Below are 26,789 nucleotides of genomic sequence, written 5' to 3' on the forward strand. Positions count from 1 at the left end.
GCGCTCCCATAGTGGCGTAGAAGCAGTCGCTCCGCTGGCGTATTACCGGAACGGCAGAAGACCCCCGCTACGGCCACAATCCTGGAGTGGTCAGCGGGGCCAGCGTGGGTCCGGTGGCCGCCGGAGAACCGCCCGCCGGTCCGCCCGCCGCCCCTGCCGAGGGGGCCGCCGGCGCCGGCCGCCGCTCGTGCAGCGGAACCACCGGCGGCACCAGTGAGGGCTGCCCCAGGAAGACGCGGCGCACCACCCGCTCCGCCGCGAGCCCGTCGTCGTGGGTGCAGAACCGCGCCCGGAACGCCGCCCGCAGCTGCGCCGAACGCGAGCCCCGCCAGTGGCCGGTGGCGAAGATGTCCACCAGCTCGTCCTCGGTCCGGGCGATCGCGCCCGGCGGACAGGACCGCAGGTCGAAATAGGTGCCGCGGGCCGCCTCGTAGGCCTCCCAGTCGTCCGCGTGGATCACCATCGGCCGGTCCAGCGCCGCGTAGTCGAACATCAGGGAGGAGTAGTCGGTCACCAACGCGTCCGAGGCCAGGCAGAGTTCCTCCACCGAGGGGTGCGCGGAGACGTCGATCAGCCGCGGGTGGCGGAGCTCCGGCGCCGCCGCGCCCGCGGTGTCCGGGCTCTCCGCGTACGTCAGGTGCCGGCGCACCAGCAGCGTGAACCGCGGGCCGAGGTCCCTCAGCACCCGCTCGAAGTCCAGGTGTTCGGGCCGGCTGCGCCGGTAGTCGCGGTGGGTGGGCGCGTACAGGATCGCCGTCGAGCCCGCCGGGATGCCGAGCCGCTCGCGCAGCTCCACCACCTCCTGCTGGGTGGCCCGGTGGAAGGCGTCGTTGCGCGGGTAGCCGTACTCCAGCGTCGTGTACGAGGACGGCACGGCCCGCTCCCACACCAGGGTGGAGTGCCGGTTCGCGGACAGCAGGTAGTCCCACTGGTCCGCGCCGCGCAGCAGCCCTGCGAAGTCCGTCGTCGGGGTGGCCGCCGGGCGGTCCTGGAGGTCCAGGCCGACCCGCTTGAGCGGGGTGCCGTGCTGGGTCTGGAGCAGGACCTGCCCCGGGCGCTTGACCAGCGACCGGTCGAAGTTGACGTTCGTCGTCAGGTACGTGGCCCGCGCCAGCGCCGTCCAGTACGCGGCCGAGCCGGGCCGCAGCAGGGCCGTCTGCGGCGGCAGGGTCGCCGCGTGGCGGGGGTCGCAGATCCACGCGGTCCGCATCCGGGGCGCGAGCTCGCGCAGCTTGGCCTCGATCGCCGCCGGGTTGCAGGCGTAGCCGCCGTGCCAGTACGCGGAGAAGACCGCCAGCTCCGGCCAGAGCGGCAGCAGCCGCTGGACGCGGTAGTGCAGGCGCAGCGCGCTCTCGCGCAGCCCCCGCCCCAGCGACCCCGCGGCGCCGCCCGCCGCCAGCGCGGCCGCGCGCAGCACCGACAGGGTGCGGTAGGTGCGGCGCACGCCCAGCCGCATCAGGGCGTGCCGGATCCGGTCCGTGCGCGACAGCGACCGCGGCGGGGAGCCGGCCGCCCGGTGCCGGCGCAGCAGCACCGAGGCCCGGGTGAAGAACTCGGCCCGGCTCGCGCGCGGGAGGCGGCGCGGGTCGGCGTACACGGCGCAGAAGTGCTGGGCCATCCGCCGGTGCAGGGCCGGCCGCCAGCGCTCCAGCTCCGGGCGGGTGGCGAGGAAGCCGAAGACCCGCTCGTACTGGTCGAAGACGTCCAGGTGGGCGCGGCTGGTGGTGCTCATGATCGAGCCGGTGCGCCGCTGCCGGTAGTACACGCACACCCGGTCCAGGACGGCGACGGACTCGGCGGCCAGCAGCGCCGGATAGGTCCAGGGCGTGTCCTCGTACAGGCCGGTCGGGAAGGACAGGCCCTCGCGCTCGACGTACTCGCGGCGGTACGCCTTGTTCCACACCACCATCAGCATGCCCAGCAGGGAGGGGCGGTCGGCGAGCCGGAAGCTGGCCGGGCCGTCCTCGCACAGGCGGTGCGCGAGCCGGTTGCGGACCACCTCGCCGGTCCAGAAGGTGCGCGCGTAGTCGTAGACGAGGATGTCGGGGGAGCCGGTGTCCTTCAGCCGGTCGGCGATGGCCTGCAGGGCGCCGGGGGCGAGGGTGTCGTCACCGTCGAGGAAGAGCAGGTAGTCGCCGGTGGCCCGGGCCAGGCCCGCGTTGCGGGCCGGGCCCAGGCCCAGGTTGTGCGCCAGGTGCACGGCCGTGACCCGGGGGTCGCGGGAGGCGTACTCGTCGATGATCGCCCCGCACCCGTCCGGCGAGGCGTCGTCGACGGCGATCAGCTCCAGGTCCGTGCAGGACTGCGTCAGGACCGAGTCCAGGCTCTCCTGGAGGTACGCCTGAACCTTGTACGCGGGCACGATGACGCTGAACCGGGGCACGGCACATCCAGGGGTCGGCGCGGGCAGTTTGCCCCCAGGAACCCCCGGCGTGGCGATCGGGTTACGCAGCGTGCGGCAAACGGGTGAGGAAAATGCGTCACTTCACGGCGCCGGCCATCACCCCCGTCGTGAACTGCCGCTGGAACGCGAAGAACACCACCAGCGGCACCACCATCGACAGGAACGCGCCGGGCGCGAGCACGTCGATGTTGTTGCCGAACTGCCGGACCTGCTGCTGCAGGGCCACCGTGATCGGCGGGTGCGCCGAGTCCGCGAAGACCAGCGCGACCAGCATGTCGTTCCACACCCACAGGAACTGGAAGATGCCCAGCGAGGCGATCGCCGGCGCGCCCAGCGGCAGCACCACCCGCCAGAACAGCCGCAGTTCCCCGGCCCCGTCGAGGCGGGCCGCCTCCAGCAGCTCCCGCGGGATCTGCGCGAAGAAGTTCCGCAGCAGGAACACCGCGAAGGGCAGCCCGAACGCGGTGTGGAACAGCACCACCCCGGCGGTCGTCTCGAACAGGCCGATCGCCCCGAACAGTTCGGAGACCGGGATCAGCGCCACCTGCACCGGCACCACCAGCAGCGCGACGACCGCCAGGAACAGCCAGTCCCGGCCGGGGAACTCCAGCCAGGCGAAGGCGTACCCGGCGAGCGCGCCGAGGACGAGCACGAGCAGCGTCGCCGGGACGGTGATCGCGACCGTGCTGAGCAGCGCACTTGTGATGGTGTCGTTGGCGAGCAGCCGCTCGTAGTTCCCGGCGTTCAGCCGGGCCGGCGCGGTCAGGGCCTGCCACCATCCGCCCCGGTTCAGGGCGTTCGCGTCGAGGAACGAGGAGACCAGCAGGCCGACCGTGGGCAGCAGCCAGAACAGGCCCGCGCAGACCAGGAAGACCCGCACGGCCCCGCCGGCCGCCTTCGCCGCAGCGGTGTGCACGAAGCTCATCGGCGGCCCTCCCGGCGCATCCGGCGGATGTTGTAGAGCATGACCGGCACCACCAGCACCAGCAGCAGCACCGCGATGGCGCTGCCCAGCCCCTGGTCGGCGTCCGTACCGAAGGAGGTCCGGTACAGCTGCAGGGCCAGCACGTTCGCGTCGTCCTGCACCGACCCCGGCGCGATCACGAAGACCAGGTCGAAGATCTTCATCACGTTGATGACGAGCGTGACCAGCACCACCGCCAGGACGGGCGCCAGCAGCGGCACCGTGACCCGGCGGAACACCTGCCACTCGTTCGCCCCGTCCACCCGCGCCGCCTCCAGCAGCTCCCGCGGCACGGCCGCCAGCCCCGCCCCGATCAGCACCATCGCGAACCCGGCCCACATCCACACGTACGCCCCGATGATCGACGGGGTCACCAGCGCCGGACCGAGCCACTCCACCCCCGCGTACGGCTCCTTGAAGTTCGACGCGGGCAGCCGCAGCAGCGCCCCGTCGGCCTTCGCGGACAGGGTGAACGTGCCGTCCGGGCGGGTCGTCGCCGCATCGACCACCCGGCCGTCCTTGACCGCCTCCACGCGCATCCCGGCGAAGCCCGACTCGGCCGGGTCGACCGCGTTCGTGCGGCCGCCGCCGCCCCGCGTGAAGTCCTGCCAGGCCGTGCCCGTGACCTTCCCCGGCTCGCCTTCGGCGGGTCTGGCCGTACGGGTGCCGTCGGGCAGGGCGTCGGGGGCGACCCCGACCAGCGGCAGCAGCACCGGCACCCCCGCCCGTACCGGCTCACGGGTCGTGAATCCGCCCGCGGCGGCGCCCTGCTCCGGAACCAGCGGCGAGTCCCGGCCCGGGCGGGCCTTGGGGAACGCCGAGGCCGGGGCGAAGGTGTCGTGGACACCGACCCAGATCGCGTTGGCGACGCCGCGGTCAGGGTCGTGGTCGTAGACGAGGCGGAAGATGATGCCGGCCGCCAGCATCGAGATCGCCATCGGCATGAAGACGAGCAGCTTGAACGCCGTCCCCCAGCGCACCCGTTCCGTCAGCACCGCGAAGACCAGGCCCAGCGCGGTGGCCGTGGCCGGCGCCACCACCACCCACACCGCCGTGTTCCGCACGGCCGTGCGGATGGCGTCGTCGCGCAGGATCTGCGCGTAGTTGTCCGCGCCGACGAAGGTGTCGCCGGAGCGGTCGAAGAGGCTGCGGTAGAGCGAGTACCCGATCGGGTGCACGACGAGCGCGCCCAGCAGCACCAGCGCCGGCAGGAGGAACGCCGCCGCGACGAGCCGGCGGCGCCGCTCCTGCCGGGAGCGCGGGGTCGGGCCGGCGGCCGGTCGCACGGCCGCCGCCTCACCGGTTCCCGCGCCCGAACCCGTACTCCTGCGTGTACCGGCCGAGGCTGCCACGGGTCAGTTCCCGTACGCCTTGGCCGCGTCCGCCTCCAGTCTGGCCTGGGTGCCCGCCACGTCCCCCGGGTTCGCCAGGAAGTCCTGCAGCGCCTTCCACTCGCCCGCGCCCGGGGTCCCGCCGAAGGCTGCCGGCGCCTGGTCCGACATGTCGAAGCGGAAGTCGTCCCCCGCCTTGATCAGGGCATCCGCGATGCGCCCCTGGATCTCGTTGGGGTAGGCGTCCGGGCCGACCGCCTTGTTGGGGGAGAGGAAGCCGCCCTCACGGGCCTGGATCCGCGCCGCGTCCGGCGAGGCCAGGAACGTCAGCAGCGCCTGCGCCCCCTTCGACGGCTTGAGCGCGACCGCCACGTCGCCGCCCGAGACCACCGGCGCCTTCGCGCCCACCGCCGGGAACGGGAACACCAGCGCGTCCTTGCCGATCTCCGCCTCGGTCTGTGCGATGTTCACCGCCACGAAGTCGCCCTCGAAGACCATCGCCGCCGCCGGCCGGTCCCCGCCGGTGAACGTCTGCGTCACCGACTTGGGGAACTCCGTGGCCAGCGCCCCGCTCGGGCCGCCCGCCAGGAAGTCCTTGCGGGACAGCAGCTCGCCGAAGGTGGTCAGCGCCTGGCGGACGCTGTCGTCCGTCCACTTGATCTGGTGCTTGGCCAACTGGTCGTACTTCTGCGGGCCGGCCTGCGAGAGGTAGATGTTCTCGAACCAGTCGGTGAGGGTCCAGCCGTCCGCACCGGCCACCGAGAAGGCCGGGGTGCCGGACGCGGACAGGGTGTCGGCCGCGGTCAGCAGCTCCTTCCAGGTCTTCGGGGGCTGGACGCCCGCCGCCTCGAAGGCCTTGGCGTTGTACCAGATCAGCGACTTGTTGGCCGCCTTGTAGTAGACCCCGTACTGGGTGCCGTCGACCGCGCCCAGCTTCTTCCAGCCGTCCGAGTAGTTCTTGTCGAGCTGTGCCCGGGCCTCCGGGCCCACCGGCTGCGCCCACTTGTTCTGCACCGCCGCGGTCAGCGCCCCGACCTGCGGCAGCAGCGCCACGTCCGGGGGCTGCCCGCCCGCGATCTTCGTACCGAGGAAGGTGACGATCGGGTCCTGCGCGGGGACGAAGGCGACGGTGGCGCCCGTCCGCTTCTCGAACTCCTTCAGTACCTTCGTGAAGTTCGCCTGCTCCGGCCCCGTCCAGACCGCCGCGACCTCCAGCTTCTCCCCGTCCAGCCGCGGTAACGCCACCGACTGCGCCTCGGAGGCGCCGGAGGTCGGCGGGCTGCCCTTCGTACTGTTGCCGCCGCCGTCCCCGCACGCGCTCAGCGCGAGGACGCCCGCGGCGGCCAGCGCCGCCCAGGCGGCGGGGCCCCTGCCTCTGGCCCTGCTCCTGCCCCTGCTCGTGTGCGTACGGTTCTTCGAACGGCTCGCTGCGGGCCTGCTGCGCATGGCTCTGCCCCCGATTCCCGTGGTGTGACCTGACCCACAGGTCTACGCCGAGCCGCGCACCCCCGCAATACCGCCTCGCGGGGGCGGGGCCCGTCGCGGCGGCCGGGCGGCGGCCGGGCGACGGGCCCGGCCGCGTCAGGGCGCCGCCGGGAACAGCACGGGTATCGCCGAGACCAGGTGCGAGGCCCGGTCCAGGGCGCTGGCCAGCAGGGCCAGGTCCGTCGGGCCGTTGCCGAGCTCGCGCACCGGGCGGCGGGCCGGCGGATCACCCATCCGGTCCCACTCCAACGGCACCACCGTCGGCCGCAGGGTCGCCGTCCGCGGGATCCGCCCGGTCACCCGGCCGCCCTGGAACGGAACCGTCCGCCCGTCGGCGAAGCGCAGCCGGCCGCGGCCCGGGCCCGGCCGGTCCGGGGCGTCCAGCTCGACGCGCAGCGGGCCCGAGCGGGCCAGCTCGGTGTCGGCCGTACGGTCCGGGCGGGCGCTCGCGGCCACCAGGTGCACCCCGAGCCGGGCCCCGTCGCGGGCCACCGCCTCCAGCGCGCGGACCACCGAGCCGGCGGCGGGGCGGCCCGCGCTGCCCAGCGCGGGCGCGACGAGGGCGTCGTAGTCGTCGACCAGCACCACCAGGCGCGGCAGCGGGGTCGGCCCGGCCGTGGGCTCGCTGCGCACGGCGGAGGCGCGCAGCCGCAGCGTGCCCGTGCGCGGCGGTTCGGGCTCGCCGCCGAGCTGTTCGCCGGAGGCAGGCGGGCGCGGCGCGACCATCCGGTCGGACAGCGCGCGCTGGGCGTGTTCCGCGTGCCAGTCGGCGAAGGCCGTCCCCTCCAGCAGCTCGGACCGCCGCTTGAGCTCGGCGCCGAGGGCCTGCGCGAACTCGCGCATGCGCACCGGGTCGGAGGCCACCAGGTGGGCGGCGACGTGCGGCAGCTCGGCGGCGGGCAGCAGCCCGTCGCCGCGCTCGCCGCCCGCGCCGTCGAGCAGCACCAGGCCCAGCCGGTCGGGCCGGGCCGCCGCCGCCAGCGAGGCGGCGATCGAACGCAGCAGCTCGGTGCGGCCGCTGCCCGCCGGGCCCTCGACGAGCAGGTGCGGGCCGTCCTGGACCAGCTCGGCCCCGACCGGGCCGCCCCGGCCGCTGCCGAGGACCAGCTCGACGAGCCCGCCGACGGCCTGGGCCTCGTCGGTGGCGGCCGCCCAGCGGGCCATCAGGGAGGCCGGGGTGGCCCGGGCCAGCCCCAGCTCGTCCAGGAGCCGGGCCGTGGCCGGCAGCGCGGCGGCCGAACGCTGCGGGCCGCCGCCCGCGGGCTCGGCCCGCAGCGGGGCCAGGGCCCGGGCGAACCGCTCGGCCCAGGCCGCGGAGACCGCGTCGGCGGTGGCGGTGGTGCCGGGCGTCACCGGGCGGCCGCCGGTCACGGCGAAGGTGCGTACGGTCGTGGCGACGTCGCCGCTCAGCAGGGCGGCCGCGCCGCAGTCCCGGAAGGCGGGCGTGGCCGCGCAGGCCGCCTCGTAGGTCTCGGTGAGCGGGGAGGCGGGCGTGGCCGCCGCCGTCTCGGCCAGGACCAGGACGTGGATCCCGGCCGCCGCACCGTGCGAGGCGAGCCGGCCGGTGAGGTCGCGCAGCACCGCCGTGCCCGGATCGCCGTCCACCACGAGGAGGGTGTACGGGCCCCGGTGCGCGGCGGCGGCCTCGCGGACGGCCTGCCGGTCGGCGGCCGCCCAGGTGGCGCCGAGGGGGCCCTCGTCGAGGCGGCGGGTGAGCTCGCCGGTGCGGGCGGCCGCCTGCTCGGTGTCGTACGCGAGGAGCAGCCGGCAGTCCTGGCCGTGCGCCGGCCGCACGTGCGGCAGCCAGCCGAGCCAGGCCCAGTCCTCGCGCCGCCGCTCGACGGGGCGGGCCCGGTCGCTGCTGATCAGGACGATCTCCAGCTGGGCGGGGGCGTGCAGGGCGGCGAGCTGGGCCACGAGGGAGCGGGCCACGCCGGCGAGGCGCGGCCGCGGGCCGGCGAGGCCGAGCCCGCCGATGTCCTGGAGCGCGACGCGGCTGCCGGCGCCGAGGCCGACCTCCAGCCGGCCCGGCTCGCGGGACCACAGCCGCCGGGTCGGCCCGAGCGCGGCCAGCAGCAGCGCCGCCGGATCGTCCACGTCGGGCACGGCGGCCACGGCCGTCGCGCCCGAGGCCTCGGCTCCACCCTCGGCCTCCCCCCGGACCCACCGCCGCGCCCAGGCCCCGAAACCACCGCGCCGCCAACCACCGCCGACGCGCTGCCCTTCGCCCCCGGCCCCGCGCCCGCGGTCCCCACCGACCGGCCCCTGCACCTGACCACCGTCAGCCGGCCACTGCCCCTGGCCACCGCCCACCGGACCCTGCCCCTGGCCACCCTCAGCCGGCCCCTGCCCCTGGCCACCGTCGACCCGGCCCGGCGCCTGAGCGCCGCCGGCCGCGGACCGCAGTGCCTGGCCACCGTGGGCCGCGGGCTCCTGCCCTTGGCCCGCGGCTGCGCCGCCGAGCCGACCGCCGACTTCCCGGCCGCCGGACGCCTGCGCTCCGCCACCGCCGGCCACGGCGGGGGAGCCCGCGCCGCCGGCTGCTCCGGCAGCGCCCTGGCCGCGTACGGCTGCCCCGGCCGAGCCGTGACCGCCCGCGGCCCCGGCCGGGCCGTGGGAGCCCGCCGCGCCGGCCACGCCGTGGCTCGCGCCGGCGCCGGGGCCGGGCACGGCCGCGCCGTACCCGCCGGTGGCGGCTCCGTCCGTGCCGGCCGTGCCGGGGGTGCCTGCTCCGGCTGCTCCGGCAGCGCCTGCGGCGGAGATGCCGGTTCCGGTGCGGCGGCCGAAGGCTGCTTCGGCTTCTGCCGGTACGCCGTCGTCCGCGGCTGCGGGCATGGCCTGGCGGGGTCCTGCGCCGTACGCCGCCGAGGCGCCCTGCGCTCCGGCGGGCCCGGCGGTGCCGGACCCCGCCGTCCGGGCAGCACCGGCCCAGCCCGCCTCCGCCGGGCCCGACGGACCCGCACCGAAGCCCGTCGGCCCTGCGGCGTCGGCCCGGTCCGGCTCCGCCGCGCCCGCGCCGCCGCGCCGCTCGGGGGTCCCGGCGTGGCCCGCCGGGCCGGCCAGGCCCGGGCGCAGGGCCGGGCCGACGGGGCCGGAGGGGCCCGTCGGGCGGGCGGGGGCCGGGACCGGGTGGGGCGGGGTGTCCGGCAGCGGGTGCGCCGGGAGGCAGAGGTGGCCCTCGTGGTCCGGGGCCGCGGGCAGGCGGTCCGTGCAGCCACCGGCCAGCCGCAGGGTGGTCTCGCCGACCCGCAGCAGCGCGCCCGGGGCCAGCGCCACGGGCCGGGTGCCCACCTCGGTGCCGTCCACCGTCGTGCCGTTCGTGGACTCCAGGTCGGCCACCGCGACCCGCCCGTCCTCCCGTACGGTCACCACGCAGTGCAGCCGGGACACGTCCGGGTCGTCCAGCGGGATGTCAGCGTCCGCGGAGCGGCCGATCCGGATCGCGCCCGGGTGCAGCAGGTGCACCCCGCCGGCGTCCGGCCCCGCGACCACGTGCAGCTGCGCCCCCGCGGCGGCGACCCCCTCGGCTCCGTCGGGCGCCACGTCCGGGACGGGCCCGTGCAGCCCCAGTACCGCCCCGTCGACGAGCGGCGGCTCCCCGAGCAGGGCCCGCTGCGGATCGAGCCGCTCGGCCCCCGCGTAGAGCACGACCGTGCCCCCGGTGTCCGGCCCGCCGGCGGTCGCCGCCAGCCCGGAGGCCACCGCGGCCAGCGCGGTCCCGGCGGGCGCGGTGACGAGCACGTCACACCCGGCGGGCACGGTCTGGTGGCCGCTGCGCGACCCGAGGACGGTCAGCCGGATCTGCATCGCCGTCAGCGGTCCCTTCTGCGCAGTGCGCAGGTGCGTGCGCCCGGGCCCGGCTGGGTACGGAGGGGCAGTGCCTGCCCGACCCCCCACCCGGCACGGCGCGTCGTCGTCCGGTCAGGTCTGCCCGGACGGCGGGGCTCCCGTCCCCGCCGTTCCGTACGTACGGGTGCATCCTCGCACCTGTCGCGGACAACACGCCCGGGACCCGCCAACAAATGATCTTGAATGGACGGCGCCCGCGCAACGGGCGGTCACACCCGGACACGCGCACGCGTGCGCGAAAACCCGGGAGGGGCAGCGGAAAAACGCCTGCGGCATACGCCTCGAACATCACTCTTCGGACAAATGTGCGGCAACCAACCTCCGGTAGCCCGCGTCTTCCGCAGGGACACCCCCTAGAGTGGGCCGGAAAACGAACCACGAACCACGGGCACGAACCCGGTGCGCGCACCCTGTGCACGCGCCACGTGCACAGACGACAGCAGGGAGCGCGAGACGTGCGGCCAGTCGGCAGCAAGTACCTGCTCGAGGAGCCGCTCGGGCGCGGCGCCACGGGCACCGTCTGGCGTGCCCGCCAGCGTGAGACCGCCGGCGCCGAGGCCGCCGTCGCAGGCCAGCCCGGCGAGACCGTGGCCATCAAGGTCCTCAAGGAGGAGCTGGCCCAGGACGCCGACATCGTCATGCGCTTCCTGCGCGAGCGCTCCGTCCTGCTGCGCCTGACGCACCCCAACATCGTCCGCACCCGCGACCTCGTCGTCGAGGGCGACCTCCTCGCCCTCGTCATGGACCTGATCGACGGCCCGGACCTGCACAAGTACATCCGGCAGAACGGCCCCTTCACCCCGGTCGCCGCGGCCCTGCTGACCGCCCAGATCGCGGACGCCCTCGCCGCCAGCCACGCCGACGGCGTGGTCCACCGCGACCTGAAGCCCGCGAACGTCCTGCTGGACGAGCGCGGCGGCCAGATGAAGCCGATGCTCACCGACTTCGGCATCGCCCGCCTCGCCGACTCCCCGGGCCTGACCCGCACCCACGAGTTCGTCGGCACCCCCGCCTACGTGGCACCCGAGTCCGCCGAGGGCCGCCCGCAGACCTCCGCCGTCGACATCTACGGCGCCGGCATCCTGCTGTACGAACTGGTCACCGGCCGCCCGCCGTTCGCCGGCGGCACCGCCCTCGAAGTGCTCCACCGCCACCTCAGCGAGGACCCGCAGCGCCCGCCGAACGTGCCGGAGCCGCTGTGGATCGTCATCGAGCGCTGCCTGCGCAAGGAGCCGACCGAGCGCCCCAGCGCCGAGAACCTGGCCCGCGGCCTGCGCGTGGTCGCCTCCGGCATCGGCGTGCACAGCGCCCCGTCCGAGGTCGAGGCCGCCCTCGGCGTCGGCGCGCTGCTCGCGCCCGACCCGTCCCCGGCGCCCGTCCCGCAGACCCCCGGCGCCGCCGACCAGACCCAGGCGCTGCCCGGCCGCGGGCCGGCCGCCGGGCCCGAGGGCGCGTACGACCCGAACGCCATGACCAGCGTGCTCCCGCCGGTCGGCGCCGCCGACGCCACCACCGTGCTGCCGAACACGGGCGCCCCGGGGGTCCCGGACGCGGCCCCGACCTCCGTCATGCCGCCCGTGGAGCGGCCGGACCAGCCGCACCCGTGGCAGACGCAGATGCGGGCCGCGCGCGACCGCAACGAGCAGACGCAGATGCACTACCTCGATCCGGCCGAGGACCCGCTGCGCCGCCGGCCGCAGCGCCAGGCGCCGCAGCAGCCGCAGCGGCCGCAGCAGCCCCCGCAGTACCGCCAGGGCCCGCCGCCGGCGTACCCGCCCCAGCAGCAGTACCAGCAGCAGCCCCAGCCGCCGTACTACCCGCAGCCGCAGCAGGCGCCCCCGCCGCAGCAGCCGCAGCAGTACCGCCAGCCCCCGGCTCCGCAGCAGCCGCAGCAGTACCAGCAGCAGCGGCCGGCCCCGCAGCAGCAGCCGCCGCAGGCCCCGCCGCCGCAGCAGCGTCCGCCCCGGGAGCCGCGCGAGCCGCGCCGCCGCAGCGCCAACCCGGTCCGGATCCCCGGCCTCGGCTGCCTCAAGGGCTGCCTGGTCATGATCGTGCTGTTCTTCATCGCGGGCTGGCTCATCTGGGAGTTCACCCCGCTCCAGGAGTGGGTCGGCACAGGCAAGAGCTGGTGGGACCAGGTGTGGACCTGGGGCAGCGGCATCGTCGACTGGGTCGGCTCGATCGGCGACGCCACCGGCGGCGGCAGCGGGAGCGGCACCACACCCTGAACCGGGCGCCCGTAACGCCGACTTCGTAGATTTGTCGACTTCCGGCACGTGATTTCGCCCGCAGAAGTGAAGGTCGCCGCGATCCGTGACGTCCAACACCCATCCGGCCGCGTAGCTTTGGCCCAGTACGCCAGCCGCTGAGGGAGCAGTCGTGGCACGGAAAATCGGCAGCCGGTACACCGCGCACCAGATCCTGGGGCGCGGCAGCGCGGGCACGGTGTGGCTCGGCGAGGGGCCGGACGGGCCCGTCGCCGTCAAACTGCTGCGCGAGGACCTCGCGTCCGACCAGGAGCTGGTCGGACGCTTCGTCCAGGAGCGCAGCGCGCTGCTCGGCCTGGACCACCCGCACATCGTGTCCGTCCGCGACCTCGTCGTCGACGGCAACGACCTGGCGCTGGTCATGGACCTGGTGCGCGGTACGGACCTGCGCACGCGCCTGGACCGGGAGCGGCGGCTCGCCCCCGAGGCGGCCGTCGCGATCGTCGCCGACGTCGCGGACGCGCTGGCCGCGGCGCATGCGGCCGGGGTCGTGCACCGCGACGTCAAGCCGGAGAACGTCCTGCTGGACATGCAGGGCCCGCTCGGGCCGGGCGGCTCCCACCCCGCCCTGCTGACCGACTTCGGCGTGGCCAAGCTGATCGACTCGCCGCGGCGGGCCGGGGCGGTGGCCGCGGGCGGTGCCGGCGGGGGCGCGGCCGGGCGGGCTCCGGCGCCCGCGACCCGGATCATCGGTACGCCGGACTACCTCGCGCCGGAGATCGTGGAGGGACTGCCGCCGCGGGCCGCCGTCGACATATACGCCCTGGCCACCGTGTTGTACGAGCTGCTGGCCGGGTTCACGCCGTTCGGCGGCGGGCACCCCGGGGCGGTGCTGCGGCGGCACGTGACGGAGACGGTGGTCCCGCTCCCCGGCATCCCCGACGAGCTGTGGCAGCTCATCGTGCAGTGCCTGGCGAAGGGGCCGGCCTCGCGGCTGCGGGCCTCCGAGCTGTCGTTCCGGCTGCGGGAGCTGCTGCCGCTGCTGGCCGGGATGCCGCCGCTGGACGTGGACGAGCCGGACGATGCGGAGCCGGAGCCGGTGGAGGCGCGGGAGGCGCCCGCGGCCCCGGTCCGCCGCCGCGGGGTCGTCCCCCTGGTGCCCGGCTCCTCCACCGACTCCAACCGGGACACCCACACCTCGATGCGGGTGCCGGCGCCGGACGAGCTGGCCGGGGGTGCGCTGGGCACCGCCCGGGTGCCGCGGCCGGCCGGCGGCCACCGGCCCGGCTCCGCCCGGCACCGGGCCGGCACCGTGCGTCGGCGGCGGCTGACCCTGTCCGTGGGGGCGGTGGCCCTGGCCGCGGCCCTGGGGGTGGGCGGCTGGCTGGCCGCCTCCGGCGACGAGCCCCCACACCGGCCCCCGGGCCACTCGGCCCCCCCGAAGCGCTAGCGGTCCCCCGCGGGGCCTTACCGCTGCGCGGAGCGGTCCCCTCCCCGCCCCTTCCCGAAACGCCTCAATCGCCGGCGCGGCTCAAGGATTTCGGGGGCTCCGCCCCCGGACCCCCGCGCCTCAAGCGCCGGCGAGGCTGAAATCAGCCCCGCCGGCGCTTGTAGCTGGGGAAGGGGCGGGGAGGGGAACAGTTCCGCGCAGCGGCGGCAGTCGGCGGTAGCCGGCGGGTCAGGCCCGGCCAGAGGCAGGCGGTGGCTACGCCGCGACCAGTTCCGGGTGCCAGCGGCGGGCCACGGCCGGGTGGGCGCGGACCCAGCCCTTCAGCTCGTTGCGGCCGTACTCCGCGTGCAGCGGGTTCGACGCGTCGTGGGCGACGCCCGGCGCCGACCGCAGGTACTCACCCGGCACCGTGTCCACCACCGCATCCAGCCGCGGGTTGTAGAAGAACGGCACGGAGAACCGCTCCACGGCCCCCGGCGGACTGACCACCCGGTGGTCGGTGGCCACCAGGTACCCCTCGGTGGCGATCTCCAGCAGCTCCCCGAGGTTCACCACGAACGCCCCCGGCATGGGCGGCACGTCCAGGTACCCGCCGTCCTTGACGACCTGCAGCCCGCCCACGGAGTCCTGCAGCAGCAGGGTCAGGAACCCGTAGTCCTTGTGCGCACCGACGCCCTGGTCGGCGCCGGACGGCGCGGACCCGGGGTAGCGGATCAGCTTGGTGTGCAGGTGCGGCCGCTCGGCGAAGGCCGCGTCGAAGAAGTCGTGCGGGGCGCCGATGGAGGTCAGAAGCTCCTGGAGCAGCCGGTGGGCCACCCGGGCCAGCCGGGACTGCCAGTCCAGCACGACGGTCCGCAGCTCGGGCAGCGCGGCGGGCCACTGGTTCGGGCCTTCGAGCCACAGGTACGGCGGATCGCCGGGCCCCACGGTCGGCGCGGGCCGCTCGGCGCCCACGTCCAGCTGGTCGCGCCAGTCGGAGGCCCCGCCGGTCAGCTCGTGGCCGATGCGGGTGTAACCGCGGAAGTGCGGTGAGTTCAGATTGCTGACGGCGAGCCTGTCGGCCTCCGGGAGGGCGAAGAAAGCCCTGGTCACGTCGAGTATGCGAGCGCTCTCCGCATCGGTGATGCCGTGCCCGGTGAGGTGCAGGAAGCCGGTGTCCCGGGCTGCGGCGTGCAGCTTCTTCAGGAAATCGGCCCGCTGGGTCGGGTCGTCGGCCTGGGAGAGATCGATGACAGGGAGGGAGTGCGCGGACGGCATGACGGCTCCGTTTCGGATGTCACGGGGTCCTGTTCCCCGGAAGGTGTCGGGGCAGCGGAAGGGGAGGGCCGGCCGGCAGGGGTGGCGCCGGGGCCGCGATAGCCGCGTACAGGACCAAGTCGGATCTGGGTGGATCAGGCTTGAGATCGGTCCGGCGGCAGACAGCTCGTCGTCGTGACACGCATGTGGTCCACATGGCGGCGCTTGACGAGGAGGAGAGTCATACCGTGAGCGTACGCCCGTATCGCCGTACATCAGAACGGGTGAACCGGCCTGGCCGGTCGGTGCCGCCCGCGGACCGGCTACGCTGGACCCGTGGCAGTCGTCGACGTTTCCGAAGAGCTGAAGTCCCTCTCCTCGACCATGGGGTCGATCGAGGCCGTCCTGGACCTCGAGAAGCTGAGGGCAGACATCGCCGTGCTCGAGGAGCAGGCCGCGGCCCCGTCCCTGTGGGACGACCCGGAGGCAGCCCAGAAGATCACGAGCCGGCTTTCCCACCTCCAGGCGGAGGTCCGCAAGACCGAGGCGCTGCGCGGCCGCATCGACGACCTCGCCGTCCTCTTCGAGCTGGCCGAGGAGATGGACGACCCGGAGACCCGCGCCGAGGCCGAGGCGGAGCTCGTCTCGGTCCGCAAGGCGCTGGACGAGATGGAGGTGCGCACCCTCCTGTCCGGCGAGTACGACGAGCGCGAGGCGCTGGTCAACATCCGGGCCGAGGCCGGCGGCGTGGACGCCTCCGACTTCGCGGAGCGCCTGCAGCGCATGTACCTGCGCTGGGCCGAGCGCCACGGGTACTCCACGGAGGTGTACGAGACCTCGTACGCGGAGGAGGCCGGCATCAAGTCGACGACCTTCGTCGTCAAGGCCCCGTACGCCTACGGCACCCTCTCGGTCGAGCAGGGCACGCACCGCCTGGTGCGCATCTCGCCCTTCGACAACCAGGGCCGCCGCCAGACCTCCTTCGCGGGTGTCGAGGTGCTCCCGGTCGTCGAGACCAGCGACCACGTCGAGATCGACGAGACCGAGCTGCGCGTCGACGTGTACCGGGCCTCCGGCCCCGGCGGCCAGGGCGTCAACACCACCGACTCGGCGGTGCGCATCACGCACATCCCGACCGGCATCGTGGTCTCCTGCCAGAACGAGCGCTCGCAGATCCAGAACAAGGCCAGCGCCATGAACGTCCTCCAGGCCAAGCTGCTCGAGCGGCGCCGCCAGGAGGAGCAGGCCAAGATGGACGCCCTCAAGGGTGACGGCGGCAACAGCTGGGGCAACCAGATGCGCTCCTACGTGCTGCACCCGTACCAGATGGTCAAGGACCTGCGCACCGAGTTCGAGGTCGGCAACCCGCAGTCCGTGCTGGACGGCGAGATCGACGGGTTCCTCGAGGCCGGCATCCGCTGGCGCAAGAAGTCGGAGCAGGAGGCGGCCGCCTGAGCGCGACCGTGAGATGACGTGGCGGGGCCCGGACACCTTCAGGTGCTCCGGGCCCCGGCTCTTTGTCCTCGTCGTCTCTTCTTCGTCTGTCTCCGTCTTGTCTTCGGCACATGATCGGGACGTGCGACGAGTCTGCGCCTGCTGCGCCCGGCGCCTGCGCCGCCTATGCCGCGTGCTGGGCCACCAGGGCCAGCGCCGCCACAAGGACCACCAGGAGCGCGATGAGCGCCATGGGGTTCAGGCCTGCGAAGGGGCCCTCCTGCTGGAGGCGCTCCCGGTTCGCCCGGCACACCGGGCAGCGGCCCTGACTGACGGGCGCGGCGCAGTTCGCGCACACGAGCCGGTCATATGTCATGCGCTCTCCTCCTCTCGTCCCCTTGTACAACGCGTGGGGGAACACTGCCGTTCCCCCTACCACTGTGCCAGCTCCGGCGACATTCGGCGCGGCCCGTCCGGGCAAACGCGGGCAGGCCCCTTCCCGGCCAGGGGATATACCGGACAACTGCGGACGGCGGGTCCCCACTCCGCGCCCGTTCGCGTATGGTCACGCACACCTACTCCCGGCGACCGTGGTGCACCCGTGATCCGATTCGACAACGTCTCCAAGTCCTACCCGAAGCAGAACCGCCCCGCGCTCAGAGATGTCTCCCTGGAGATCGCGAAGGGCGAGTTCGTCTTCCTGGTCGGCTCCTCCGGCTCCGGCAAGTCCACCTTCCTGCGGCTGGTGCTGCGCGAGGAGCGGGCCAGCCACGGCCAGGTCCACGTCCTGGGCAAGGACCTCGGCAAGCTCTCCAACTGGAAGGTCCCGCAGATGCGGCGCCAGCTCGGCACCGTCTTCCAGGACTTCCGCCTGCTGCCCAACAAGACGGTGGCGGAGAACGTCGCCTTCGCCCAGGAGGTCATCGGCAAGCCGCGCGGCGAGATCCGCAAGGCCGTCCCGCAGGTCCTGGAGCTGGTGGGCCTCGGCGGCAAGGAGGACCGCATGCCCGGCGAGCTCTCCGGCGGTGAGCAGCAGCGCGTGGCCATCGCCCGCGCCTTCGTCAACCGGCCGGCCCTGCTGATCGCGGACGAGCCCACCGGCAACCTCGACCCGCAGACCTCCGTCGGCATCATGAAGCTGCTGGACCGGATCAACCGGACCGGCACCACCGTGATCATGGCCACGCACGACCAGCAGATCGTGGACCAGATGCGCAAGCGCGTCATCGAACTCGAACAGGGCCGTCTCGTACGCGACCAGTCGCGCGGCGTCTACGGCTACCAGCACTGAAAGGCCCACCCAGACGTCATGCGCGCCCAGTTCGTCATGTCGGAGATCGGCGTCGGTCTCCGCCGCAATCTCACCATGACCTTCGCGGTCATCATCTCCGTGGCCCTCTCGCTGGCCCTGTTCGGCGGCTCCCTGCTCATGCGCGACCAGGTGAGCGCGATGAAGGGCTACTGGTACGACAAGGTCAACGTCTCGATCTACCTCTGCAACAAGAGCGACGCGGAGGACCAGAGCGAGACCGGCAGCAAGGCCTGCGCCAAGGGGGCGGTGACCCCCGAGCAGAAGCAGCAGATCGAGACCGACCTGAAGAAGATGGACCTGGTCCAGACGGTCCACTACGAGTCCTCCGACGAGGCCTACAAACACTACAAGGAGCGCTTCGGGCACACCGCGCTCGCCTCGGTGATCACCCCGGACCAGATGCCCGACTCCTTCCGGGTGAAGCTCAAGCAGCCCGAGAAGTACAAGGTCATCACCACGGCCTTCGCGGGCCGTGACGGCGTGCAGTCCGTGGCCGACCAGCACACCGAGCTGGACAACCTCTTCCAGATGCTCGGCTACCTCAACTGGGCGGCCCTGGGCATCATGATGATCATGCTGATCGTGGCGCTGCTGCTGATCGTCAACACGGTGCGCGTCTCCGCCTTCAGCCGTCGGCGGGAGACCGGGATCATGCGGCTGGTCGGCGCGTCCAGCTTCTACATCCAGGTGCCGTTCATCATGGAGGCCGCCTTCGCCGGGCTCATCGGCGCCGTCTTCGCCTGCATGATGCTCGGCGCCGGCCAGTACTTCGTCATCGACCACGGCGCCTCGCTGCGCGAGAAGATGGAGCTGATCAACTTCATTGGCTGGGACTCCGTGTTGACGAAGCTGCCGCTGGTCCTGGTCATCGGTGTGCTGATGCCGTCACTGGCGGCGTTCGTCGCTTTGCGCAAGTACCTGAAGGTGTGACGAGCGCCCCGTGTGAGCTCTGCCCAACCCCCCGTACCGCAACGGCGCTTGTCCTAGACTCGCAGCCATGCCGGGTCTTCCCGCCTTCTGTCTCCGGCCCCGCGACAAGCGTCGCGGGGCCGCTTTGACGTTGGTGTTCGTCACGGCCGTCACCGCCGCCGCGGGGCTCGGCTGCTGGGACCGCGCGGACGCCACGGGCACCGCGGCCGGTGCCGGCTTAACGTCCTCCGGATCCGGACCGGGGACCGGCCCCGAGGGGGCGTCCGGGACCGCCGACCGGGAGGCCGTCGCCCGGGCCGCCGCCGAGGCCGTCGCGGAGGGCAAGTCCGGCAAGAAGGCCGCCCAGGACGTCGTCAGCCGCAGCGGCGACCGCTGGGGCGTCGTCTACGACCAGGGCGAGTACGCCGCCTTCACCGACGACCTCGACGGCCGCTGGACCGGCGTCGGGCTCTGGCCCGAGCGCCGCCACGACGGCTCCGTCGCGATCACCAAGGTCCAGCCCGACAGCCCCGCGGCCCGCGCCGGCCTGCGCGCCGGGGACCGGCTCCTCGGCATCGACGGCCGCACCGTGACCGGCCTCGGCGTCACCGAGGTCGTCGGCCTGCTGCGCGGCGAGGCCGGCACCCCCGTCGTCCTGCAGCTGAGCCGGGACGGCGACCGGGGTCCCGAGGAGCTCACCGAGACCCTGCGCCGCGAGCAGCTGCACACCGACCCCGTGACCGTACGGGAGCTGCCCGGCGGGATCACCGTCATCAAGGTCGCCTCCTTCACCCGCGGCTCCGGCGAGCGGGTCCGGGCCGCCGTCCGGGCCGCCCCGCCGGGCGCCGGGGTCATGCTCGACCTGCGCGGCAACCCGGGCGGGCTGGTCACCGAGGCCGTGACGGCCGCCTCCGCCTTCCTCGACGGCGGGCTCGTGGGCACGTACGACGTCCACGGCGCCGAGCGCGCCCTGTACGCCGCCCGGGGCGGGGACACGGCCCGCCCCCTGGTCACCCTGGTCGACGGCGGCACCATGAGCGCCGCCGAGCTCGTCACGGGCGCCCTGCAGGACCGCGGCCGCGCCGTGGCGGTCGGTACGCGGACCTTCGGCAAGGGCTCGGTGCAGATGCCGACCGAGCTCCCGGACGGCTCGGTGGCCGAGCTGACGGTGGGCACGTACCGCACGCCGGCCGGCCGCAGCCTCGACGGCAGCGGCATCACCCCCGACCTCGCCGCGGCCGACGGCGCCGAGGAGCGGGCGCGCACGGTATTGGGTGGCCTCGGGGTGGGCCCGTAGTGCGAAAATGACCGCACTATGGCTAAGGAAAAAGGGCGCAAGCTGATCGCCCAGAACAAGAAGGCGCGGCACGACTACACGATCCTCGACACCTACGAGTGCGGGATCGTGCTCACGGGCACCGAGGTCAAGTCCCTGCGCCAGGGCCGTGCCTCGCTCGTCGACGGCTTCGTGTCCGTGGAGGGCCGCGAGGCCTGGATGTACAACGTGCACGTGCCGGAGTACAGCCAGGGCACTTGGACCAACCACAGCGCCCGCCGCAAGCGCAAGCTCCTCATGCACCGCGAGGAGATCGACAAGCTGGAGTCGAAGGCCCAGGAGACCGGCCACACCGTCGTCCCGCTCGCCCTGTACTTCAAGGACGGCCGGGCGAAGGTCGAGATCGGGCTGGCGAAGGGCAAGAAGGAGTACGACAAGCGGCAGGCCCTGCGCGAGAAGCAGGACACCCGCGAGACGAACCGCGCCATCGCGGCCGCCCGGCGGCGCCAGCGCGGCGAGCGTTAATCTCCTGGCACGCAGTGGTCCACTTCGCGTACCATGGCGACAGCACCGGGGCCCGCGAGGGCGCCGGAGCAGTTTGAAAAATCAACATGGGGATGATCGGTTTCGACAGCGGATGTCGAGGCAGGGGAAGCGAGCCGAGGAAGCGGCAATGATCTCGCTAACCATATGTCGCAAAAAATAATCGCCAACACCAAGAGCGATAACTCCCGCTTCGCCCTCGCTGCCTAATAACAGCGAAACAAACGAAGCCTCTGTGAGGAGCGTCAGCCCGGGCGTGATGCCGACCCGGATCCTGGCGTCAGCTAGGCATCTAAACCTCTAACCCCGGTCACGGGGGCTGGAGGGAAATCAAACAGTGACTGGGCCCGTCGGAGACTTGTCCGCGTGATCTCCGGGGCCGAGAAAATCGAAGCGGACTGCGCTCGGAGAAGCCCTGGTTCTGCACCGTTGGACGCGGGTTCGATTCCCGCCATCTCCACTCATCCCATGTGGGCCAAGGCCCCGCCGCCCTCCCGGGCAGCGGGGCCTTCGTCATGTCCGGGGGTATGGCCGCAGCCGGCGATGCCACCAGCCCTTCCGGCGGCCCGGTCGCGGGCGACGGCTTCCATGAGGCGACGGGCGTTCGCAGGAGAGCGCAGAAGGTAGACGGTCTCCTGCCACGCGGTGGTGTTTTCGTCGGACGTTCGTTCCCCCTATCACCCTCGTACGGAAACTGCTGCCGGACCTCCGCCGTATTCCGGCACCCCAGGAAGAGCCTTCGGGCTCACTCGGCCAGCCGACGGACGTCCCGCATGAGCGCTTGTGCCTCGCGGCCTGACCCGAGCCTGATCCACACGTAGGCCTGATCGGCGTCCACACCGGCCCAGCCGGAGCCGACCTGGGCGGAAAGGGTGTCGCCGACGACCCGGAGGCCGTGGCGGGGGTGGTCGGATTCCGTGCTCATCGCTGCACACCTGCTTCTTCGTAGGGACGACGCCCGCGCCTGCCGGAGACGGAGGCGGGACGGCCGCGGTCATACGTGCCGAGCGGAGGCGGGACGGGGCTCATTTCGGCGGCCTCCGCTCGGCTCGCATCCATCCAACGCGGGTATGGAGCACGGGAGAAGGGAGCACACTGGCGGCAGGGTGGAACGCGTTGTACGGCTCGGGGGTTCACCGATGGCAGCACGGACACGCACACCGAACGAGGCCCTCGCCCGGCTGATGGCCGAAGCCGGCGTGGGCAACGCCCAGCTCGCGCGCCGCGTCAACGTGGTGATCGCGGAACGGGGTGCTACCGCCCACTACGACAAGACCGCTGTCTCGCACTGGCTCGCCGGCAGCGTGCCGAAGCCGGAGGCCCGCCCGGCGGTCGCGGAAGCGCTTTCACGGCTGCTCGGGCGGCCCGTGACCTCGGCGGAGCTCGGCTGGGCGGCAGAGGCCGCCGGTGCCGCCGCCGACGGCGATGCCGTGACCGCCGTGGCGGACCTGAGCCGGGCCGACATGGACCCGTCGCGACGCAGCGTCCTGGGGGTCGGGATGTACGCGGCCACCTTGGGCGTGCCGCGGTTCGAGGAGCTCGCCGGCCGGGCCGAGGCGGCTTCCGCCGGTCGGACCGTACGGATCGGTGCGTCCGACGTGGAGACCGTCCGGCTGATGACCGACAAGATCGCCGAGATCCTGGACGAGATCGGAGCCGGGCACGCCCGTCCGATGGCGGCCGCTTTCCTGGCCAACACCGTCACCCCGTACCTGCGGGCCGACGGGACGGACCGGGTGCGCAAGAGCATGCTCGCCGCGGCATCCGACCTGGTCTACCTCACGGGGTGGATGGCGATGTTCGAGGAGCAGCAGGGCCTCGGCCAGCGCTACTACCACCAGGCCCTCGAGCTGGCGGGATCCGCCGAGGACCACGTCACCTACTGCCGGACCCTGCGCGGCATGAGCCTCCAGGCGTCGCACCTGGGGTACGGGCCGAAGGCGCAGGAGCTGGCGGACGCGGCGGCGGAGGCCGCGCCGACTGCCGGACCGCGCCTGGTGGCCTTCCTGCGCGGACAGCAGGCCGCGGCCGCGTCCATGACCGGCGACCGGCGCACCGCGCTGACCCGCCTTCGGGAGACCGAGACCGCCTTGTCCCAAGCGGACGACCGCCGGGACGCGGTCGGCGGCTACGACCAGGCTGCTTTCCATTTCCACGAGGCGCACGTCATGTGGTGGCTCGGGGACAGGGAGGCTTCCGTCAACGCCCTGCGCCGCTCCAACCGGGCGCGTTCCCCGCAGGAGCGGCAGGGCCGCCTGCACGCCCTCGGGGTCATCGCCGACCGGCAGATGCAGATGCGGCACATCGAAGCCGCCGCGCAGACGTGGGGGGAGTTCCTGGACCTGCACACCACCTTGTCGTCCAGCCGGGGCGACGAGCACCTTAAAGGCGCTGCGGAAGGGGATGTCCCGCTACCGCGGCGTGGCCGGGGTAGGGGATCTTCTGGGCCGGGCCGCTGACGTCGCCCGACTCAAGGCCGCCTGAGGCGGGTGGCCAGGGCCAGGGCCGTCAGGGCTGCGGCCGCGGGGAGGGCGTAGGGGGTGGTCGTGCCGTAGTGGTCGACCGCCGTGCCCGCTGCGGACGAGCCGGCGGCTATGCCTGCCATGATCGCGGTGACCGCCAGGGTCATGCCCTCGTTCAGGCGGGCCTGCGGGGTGGCGGTGTGGATGCGGGACATCGCCGTGACCATCACCGGGGCCGTGGCCATGCCCGCCAGGAGCAGGGCCGCGCCGAGCAGGGCCACCGAGCCCGTGGCCGCTGCCGCCCAGGGCAGGCACATGGCCACCGCCAGGGCGGTCAGGCAGGTGCCGAGGCTGCGGGCGCGGAGGGTGCCGTACAGCAGGCCGGCCGCGCAGGAGCCCGCCGCCTGCAGGGCGAGGACCAGGCCGACCGAGGCGCCCAGCCCGTGCGCCTTCAGGTGGGCGATCGAGGCGACCTCCATCGCGCCGAACACCACGCCCAGCGGGAGGAAGAGGGCGAGCAGGGGGTAGAGGGCGCGCAGGGGGGCCTGCTTCTCGCGGGGGCGTGAGGGCGGCGGCTCCGTGGCGCGCTGCGAGGTGAACAGGAGCATGCCCGCCAGCAGGAGGGCGGCGCCCGTGAGGGTGCCCGCCTCCGGGAAGGCGGCCGAGCACAGGAGGGCCGCCACCACCGGGCCGAGCATGAAGCACAGCTCGTCGGCGGCCTGCTCGAAGGCCATCGCGGTGTGGTGCTCGGCGCCCGAGCCGCCCAGCAGGTGGCTCCAGCGGGCCCGGGACATGCCGCCGATGTTCGGGGTGGTCGCGGTGGCCGCGTACGAGGCGAAGAGGGTCCAGGCCGGGGCCCCGTACCGGACGCACAGCACCAGTGAGCAGGAGCCCAGGACCGCGATCAGCGTGGCCGGCACGGCGATGCGGGCCTGGCCGTGGCGGTCGATCAGGCGGGCGGTCCACGGGGCGACCAGGGCGGTGGCCGCCAGGCCGGCCGCGGTGACCGAGCCCGCCAGGGCGTACGAGCCGCGCTGGCCGGCGATCATCAGGACCGCGCTGACGGCGAACATCCCCATGGGCAGCCGCGCCAGCAGGTTCCCCGCGGTGAAGGCGCGGGTGCCCGGCCGGGCGAAGAGCCGGGCGTACGGGCCCGGGGCGGCGGCCGCCCGGGCGCTGCGGCGCGGGGGAGCGGCGAGGACCAGCGTGGAGCCGGTCACGGTCATACGGGCGGCAGGAGGGGCGGTCCGGGCGGTGCGGGCGGCGTGGGCGGTGTGCGGCATGGTGTCCACGATCCGGGCCGGGGCCGGGCAGCGTCCAACACCTATCCGCTGCTGATTCACCCGCTTCTGTTGTTAGTCTCGCCCGGTGAATCCCCGCGATGTGGAACCCCGGCTGCTGCGCGCCTTCACCGCCGTGGCCGAGGAGCTGCACTTCACCCGCGCCGCCGCCCGCCTCTACACCGCCCAGCAGGCGCTCAGCAGGGACGTGCGCCGCCTCGAACAGGCCCTGGGCGCCCCCCTGTTCGTCCGCACCACCCGCGCCGTCGAGCTCACCGCCGACGGGGATCGGCTGTTGCCGCTGGCCCGCCGGGTGCTCGCCGCGCACGACGAGCTCGCCGCCGCGTTCGCCGGCCCCCGCCCGCTCCTGGTCGACGTCAACACCGACGGGCCGGGCAGCGCCCGCACCGTCCTGGAGCGGGCCCGCGAACTCGCCCCGGAGTGCGAGCTGATGGCCCGCTTCGAGAGCGGGCTCACCCACGCCGCCGCCGAGGTCGCCGCCGGCCGGCTGGACGTCGCGTTCGGGTACGTCGAGGGCCTCGATGCGGCGCTGCGCGGCCGCCTCGCCCACCGGCTCGTGCGCTACGAGCCGCTCGCCGTGCTGCTGCCCGAGGGGCACCCGCTGGCCGCGCTGCCCCGCGTACCGCTGGACGCGCTGGCCGGGGAGCGGGTGTACGCCGGGGCCGGGAACCCGCGGACCCTGGAGTGGACCCGCCTCGCCCGCGAGCTGTTCGAGGGGCGCGGCATCGCGCTGGCGCCGCCCGCCCCGGTGGCGGTGGGCAAGGAGGAGTTCCGCCGGGTCATGGCCAAGACCCGCAACCCCGTACTGGCCAGCGTGGAGTTCCTCGACCTGCCCGGCTGCGTGAAGCGGCCTCTGGTGGACCCGGTGCCGCTGTCCCCGCTGTCGATGGTGTGGCGCAAGGGGTTCGGCCACCCCGGCCTCGACGCCCTGCACCGGGCCGCGGCCCGCCTCGCCGCCGAGGGCGGCTGGCTCGACGCTCCCTCCGGGAGCTGGCTGCCCGGCGGGCTCACAGGCTCTCCCGGCAGCGGGTGAGTGCAAGGTTTCCCACCGGTCATCCGGCGGGGACCGAGGCCGAAACGCGCCGTTCCTACGGTCGGTACCACGGACCGACAGCTGTGGAGGCGCGTGATGACCACCCGTACGACCGCACCGCACGAAGGAGGCCGCACAGGCCGCTGGATCGAACGGTGGGAGCCCGAGGACGAGGCCTTCTGGAAGGAGTCCGGGGAGCGCATCGCCCGGCGCAACCTGCTGTGGTCGGTGTTCTCGGAGCACATCGGCTTCTCCATCTGGTCCCTGTGGTCCGTGATGGTGCTGTTCATGGGCCCCGCGTACGGGATCGACCCGTCCGGCAAGTTCTTCCTGATCGCGACGGCCACCTGCGTCGGCGCCCTCGTCCGCATCCCCTACACCTTCGCCGTCGCCCGCTTCGGCGGCCGGAACTGGACGGTCGTCAGCGCCCTGCTGCTGCTCGCGCCCACCGCGGCCGCACTGGTCGTCATGGAGCCCGGGACCTCGTACGGGGCCTTCCTGGCCGTGGCCGCCCTCACCGGTGTCGGCGGCGGGAACTTCGCCTCCTCCATGACGAACATCAACGCCTTCTTCCCGCTGCGCAAGAAGGGCTGGGCGCTCGGCCTGAACGCGGGCGGCGGCAACATCGGCGTGCCCGTGGTGCAGCTCGCCGCCCTCCTCGTCATCGGCACCGCCGGGGCCGGCCACCCGCGGCTGCTGCTCGCCGCGTACCTGCCGCTGATCGTGGCCGCGGCCGTGTTCGCCCTGCTGCGGATGGACAACCTGGCGCCCGTGCGCAGCGACGGCGGCGCCGTCCGGGAGGCCGTCCGCGAGGCCCACACCTGGATCATGGCCTTCCTCTACGTCGGCACCTTCGGCTCCTTCATCGGCTACAGCTTCGCCTTCGGGCTCGTGCTCCAGACACAGTTCGGCCGGACCCCGCTGCAGGCCGCCTCCCTCACCTTCATCGGGCCGCTGCTCGGCTCGCTGGTCCGGCCGGTGGGCGGCGCGCTCGCCGACCGCTTCGGCGGCGCCCGCATCACGCTCGGGGTCTTCGTGGCGATGGCCGCCGCCACCGGGGTCGTCGTCGCCGCCTCGCTGCGCGAGTCGCTGACCGTCTTCCTCGTCGGCTTCGTCGCCCTGTTCGTCCTCAGCGGCATCGGCAACGGCTCCACCTACAAGATGATCCCGGGCATCTTCCAGGCCAAGGCGCTGGCCCGCGGCATGGGCGGCGAGGACGCGGCCGCGTACGGGCGCCGGCTCTCCGGAGCCTCCATGGGGCTCATCGGCGCGGTCGGCGCGCTCGGCGGGCTGGGCATCAACCTGGTCTTCCGGGAGGCGTTCCGGGCCTCGGGCTCCGGTACCGCGGCCTTCGTCACCTTCCTCGGCTTCTACGCGGCGTGCTGCGCGGTCACCTGGGCGGTATACCTTCGCCGGCCCGCGGCCGCACTCCTGCCGGAGGCCGGTGCGGCGGCGAAGCCGCAGCTCACGTCGGTGTAACGGCGGTTAACGGCCACGAAATACGGTGGAACCGGGCCTGACACGCAGAGTTGACAGGCTCGGTACCCGTTGCTCGACACGCGGGCGCGCACCAGGTAACGACCCACGGGCAAG

At 73.9% G+C, this 26,789-nt stretch carries 18 protein-coding genes, 1 other RNA gene and 2 pseudogenes; 11 read left to right on the forward strand and 10 right to left on the reverse strand.

Translation table 11 applies throughout. From position 1 onward, the window contains the following. Window positions 1-67 precede the first annotated feature (67 nt). The 5 genes from AB0F11_RS05330 to AB0F11_RS05350 all read right to left on the reverse strand — a co-directional run bounded on the left by AB0F11_RS05330 (window position 68) and on the right by AB0F11_RS05350 (window position 9,991). On the reverse strand, window positions 68-2,383 hold the full coding sequence (locus tag AB0F11_RS05330) for a bifunctional glycosyltransferase family 2 protein/CDP-glycerol:glycerophosphate glycerophosphotransferase (protein ID WP_362168675.1): 2,316 nt from the start codon (window positions 2,381-2,383) through the stop codon (window positions 68-70). 97 nt (window positions 2,384-2,480) lie between these two features. Next, window positions 2,481-3,329, reverse strand: a complete 849-nt coding sequence (locus tag AB0F11_RS05335; RefSeq protein WP_362168677.1) for a carbohydrate ABC transporter permease — start codon at window positions 3,327-3,329, stop codon at window positions 2,481-2,483. After that, a complete protein-coding gene (locus AB0F11_RS05340) occupies window positions 3,326-4,654 on the reverse strand; it encodes a sugar ABC transporter permease (RefSeq protein ID WP_362168679.1) in 1,329 nt (442 codons plus the stop codon). Before AB0F11_RS05340 ends, AB0F11_RS05335 begins: the two co-directional genes overlap by 4 nt. 69 nt (window positions 4,655-4,723) lie before the next feature. Continuing rightward, window positions 4,724-6,145 (reverse strand): ABC transporter substrate-binding protein, encoded by a 1,422-nt coding sequence (locus tag AB0F11_RS05345; protein ID WP_362168681.1) that lies wholly within the window; start codon window positions 6,143-6,145, stop codon window positions 4,724-4,726. 135 nt (window positions 6,146-6,280) lie between these two features. Next, on the reverse strand, window positions 6,281-9,991 hold the full coding sequence (locus AB0F11_RS05350; RefSeq protein WP_362168683.1) for an FtsK/SpoIIIE domain-containing protein: 3,711 nt from the start codon (window positions 9,989-9,991) through the stop codon (window positions 6,281-6,283). Window positions 9,992-10,488: 497 nt separating this feature from the next. On the opposite strand from AB0F11_RS05350, the gene AB0F11_RS05355 reads away from it, so the two are divergent. Then, window positions 10,489-12,261 (forward strand): protein kinase, encoded by a 1,773-nt coding sequence (locus AB0F11_RS05355; RefSeq protein ID WP_362168685.1) that lies wholly within the window; start codon window positions 10,489-10,491, stop codon window positions 12,259-12,261. A 151-nt stretch (window positions 12,262-12,412) separates the two neighbouring features. Beyond that, window positions 12,413-13,690 carry a serine/threonine-protein kinase gene (locus AB0F11_RS05360; RefSeq protein ID WP_362168687.1) on the forward strand — a complete coding sequence of 426 codons (1,278 nt, stop codon included), beginning with the start codon at window positions 12,413-12,415 and terminating at the stop codon, window positions 13,688-13,690. Window positions 13,691-13,945: 255 nt separating this feature from the next. Here AB0F11_RS05360 and AB0F11_RS05365 read toward each other — a convergent pair whose 3' ends face one another. Beyond that, window positions 13,946-14,947 carry a 2-oxoglutarate and iron-dependent oxygenase domain-containing protein gene (locus AB0F11_RS05365; protein WP_362168688.1) on the reverse strand — a complete coding sequence of 334 codons (1,002 nt, stop codon included), beginning with the start codon at window positions 14,945-14,947 and terminating at the stop codon, window positions 13,946-13,948. 315 nt (window positions 14,948-15,262) lie between these two features. On the opposite strand from AB0F11_RS05365, the gene prfB reads away from it, so the two are divergent. Next, window positions 15,263-16,381 (forward strand): peptide chain release factor 2, encoded by a 1,119-nt coding sequence (prfB, locus tag AB0F11_RS05370; RefSeq protein WP_362168690.1) that lies wholly within the window; start codon window positions 15,263-15,265, stop codon window positions 16,379-16,381. Between the two features lie 163 nt (window positions 16,382-16,544). Here the strand turns inward: prfB and AB0F11_RS05375 are convergent, their stop codons facing one another. After that, window positions 16,545-16,736: a hypothetical protein gene (locus tag AB0F11_RS05375; protein WP_361920040.1), complete on the reverse strand. Its 192-nt coding sequence runs from the start codon at window positions 16,734-16,736 to the stop codon at window positions 16,545-16,547. A gap of 225 nt (window positions 16,737-16,961) precedes the next feature. Between AB0F11_RS05375 and ftsE the strand changes: the two genes are divergently transcribed. The 5 genes from ftsE (at window position 16,962) to ssrA (ending at window position 20,863) form a co-directional block, all read left to right on the forward strand. After that, window positions 16,962-17,651, forward strand: coding sequence for a cell division ATP-binding protein FtsE (gene ftsE, locus AB0F11_RS05380; RefSeq protein ID WP_361920038.1), 690 nt, complete (start codon window positions 16,962-16,964; stop codon window positions 17,649-17,651). A gap of 18 nt (window positions 17,652-17,669) precedes the next feature. Next, window positions 17,670-18,602, forward strand: a complete 933-nt coding sequence (gene ftsX, locus AB0F11_RS05385) for a permease-like cell division protein FtsX (RefSeq protein WP_362168692.1) — start codon at window positions 17,670-17,672, stop codon at window positions 18,600-18,602. Window positions 18,603-18,669: 67 nt separating this feature from the next. Continuing rightward, window positions 18,670-19,878 (forward strand): S41 family peptidase, encoded by a 1,209-nt coding sequence (locus AB0F11_RS05390; protein WP_362168694.1) that lies wholly within the window; start codon window positions 18,670-18,672, stop codon window positions 19,876-19,878. Between the two features lie 18 nt (window positions 19,879-19,896). After that, window positions 19,897-20,382: an SsrA-binding protein SmpB gene (gene smpB, locus AB0F11_RS05395; RefSeq protein ID WP_362168696.1), complete on the forward strand. Its 486-nt coding sequence runs from the start codon at window positions 19,897-19,899 to the stop codon at window positions 20,380-20,382. An 88-nt stretch (window positions 20,383-20,470) separates the two neighbouring features. Then, window positions 20,471-20,863: a transfer-messenger RNA gene (gene ssrA, locus AB0F11_RS05400) on the forward strand. On the opposite strand, the pseudogene AB0F11_RS05405 reads toward ssrA, so the two are convergent. Both AB0F11_RS05405 and AB0F11_RS05410 read right to left on the reverse strand, forming a co-directional pair. Then, window positions 20,862-21,062: pseudogene (locus AB0F11_RS05405) on the reverse strand (hypothetical protein); the annotation flags it as partial. The gene ssrA and the pseudogene AB0F11_RS05405 sit on opposite strands and share 2 nt — an antisense overlap. Window positions 21,063-21,145: 83 nt before the next feature. Continuing rightward, window positions 21,146-21,325 carry a hypothetical protein gene (locus AB0F11_RS05410; protein ID WP_362168698.1) on the reverse strand — a complete coding sequence of 60 codons (180 nt, stop codon included), beginning with the start codon at window positions 21,323-21,325 and terminating at the stop codon, window positions 21,146-21,148. 214 nt (window positions 21,326-21,539) lie between these two features. Here AB0F11_RS05410 and AB0F11_RS05415 point away from each other — a divergent pair. Next, window positions 21,540-22,884, forward strand: a pseudogene (locus AB0F11_RS05415) (hypothetical protein). Here AB0F11_RS05415 and AB0F11_RS05420 read toward each other — a convergent pair. Next, window positions 22,871-24,145 (reverse strand): MFS transporter, encoded by a 1,275-nt coding sequence (locus tag AB0F11_RS05420; protein WP_362168700.1) that lies wholly within the window; start codon window positions 24,143-24,145, stop codon window positions 22,871-22,873. The pseudogene AB0F11_RS05415 and the gene AB0F11_RS05420 sit on opposite strands and share 14 nt — an antisense overlap. A gap of 85 nt (window positions 24,146-24,230) precedes the next feature. Here AB0F11_RS05420 and AB0F11_RS05425 point away from each other — a divergent pair, with 85 nt between their 5' ends. Together AB0F11_RS05425 and AB0F11_RS05430 are read left to right on the forward strand one after the other, a co-directional pair. After that, window positions 24,231-25,196: a LysR family transcriptional regulator gene (locus tag AB0F11_RS05425; protein WP_362168702.1), complete on the forward strand. Its 966-nt coding sequence runs from the start codon at window positions 24,231-24,233 to the stop codon at window positions 25,194-25,196. Between the two features lie 96 nt (window positions 25,197-25,292). After that, on the forward strand, window positions 25,293-26,675 hold the full coding sequence (locus AB0F11_RS05430) for a nitrate/nitrite transporter (protein ID WP_362168704.1): 1,383 nt from the start codon (window positions 25,293-25,295) through the stop codon (window positions 26,673-26,675). Window positions 26,676-26,789 lie beyond the last annotated feature (114 nt).

It is taken from the genome of Streptomyces sp. NPDC032472 (genome assembly GCF_040636955.1).
Lineage (GTDB): Bacteria > Actinomycetota > Actinomycetes > Streptomycetales > Streptomycetaceae > Streptomyces.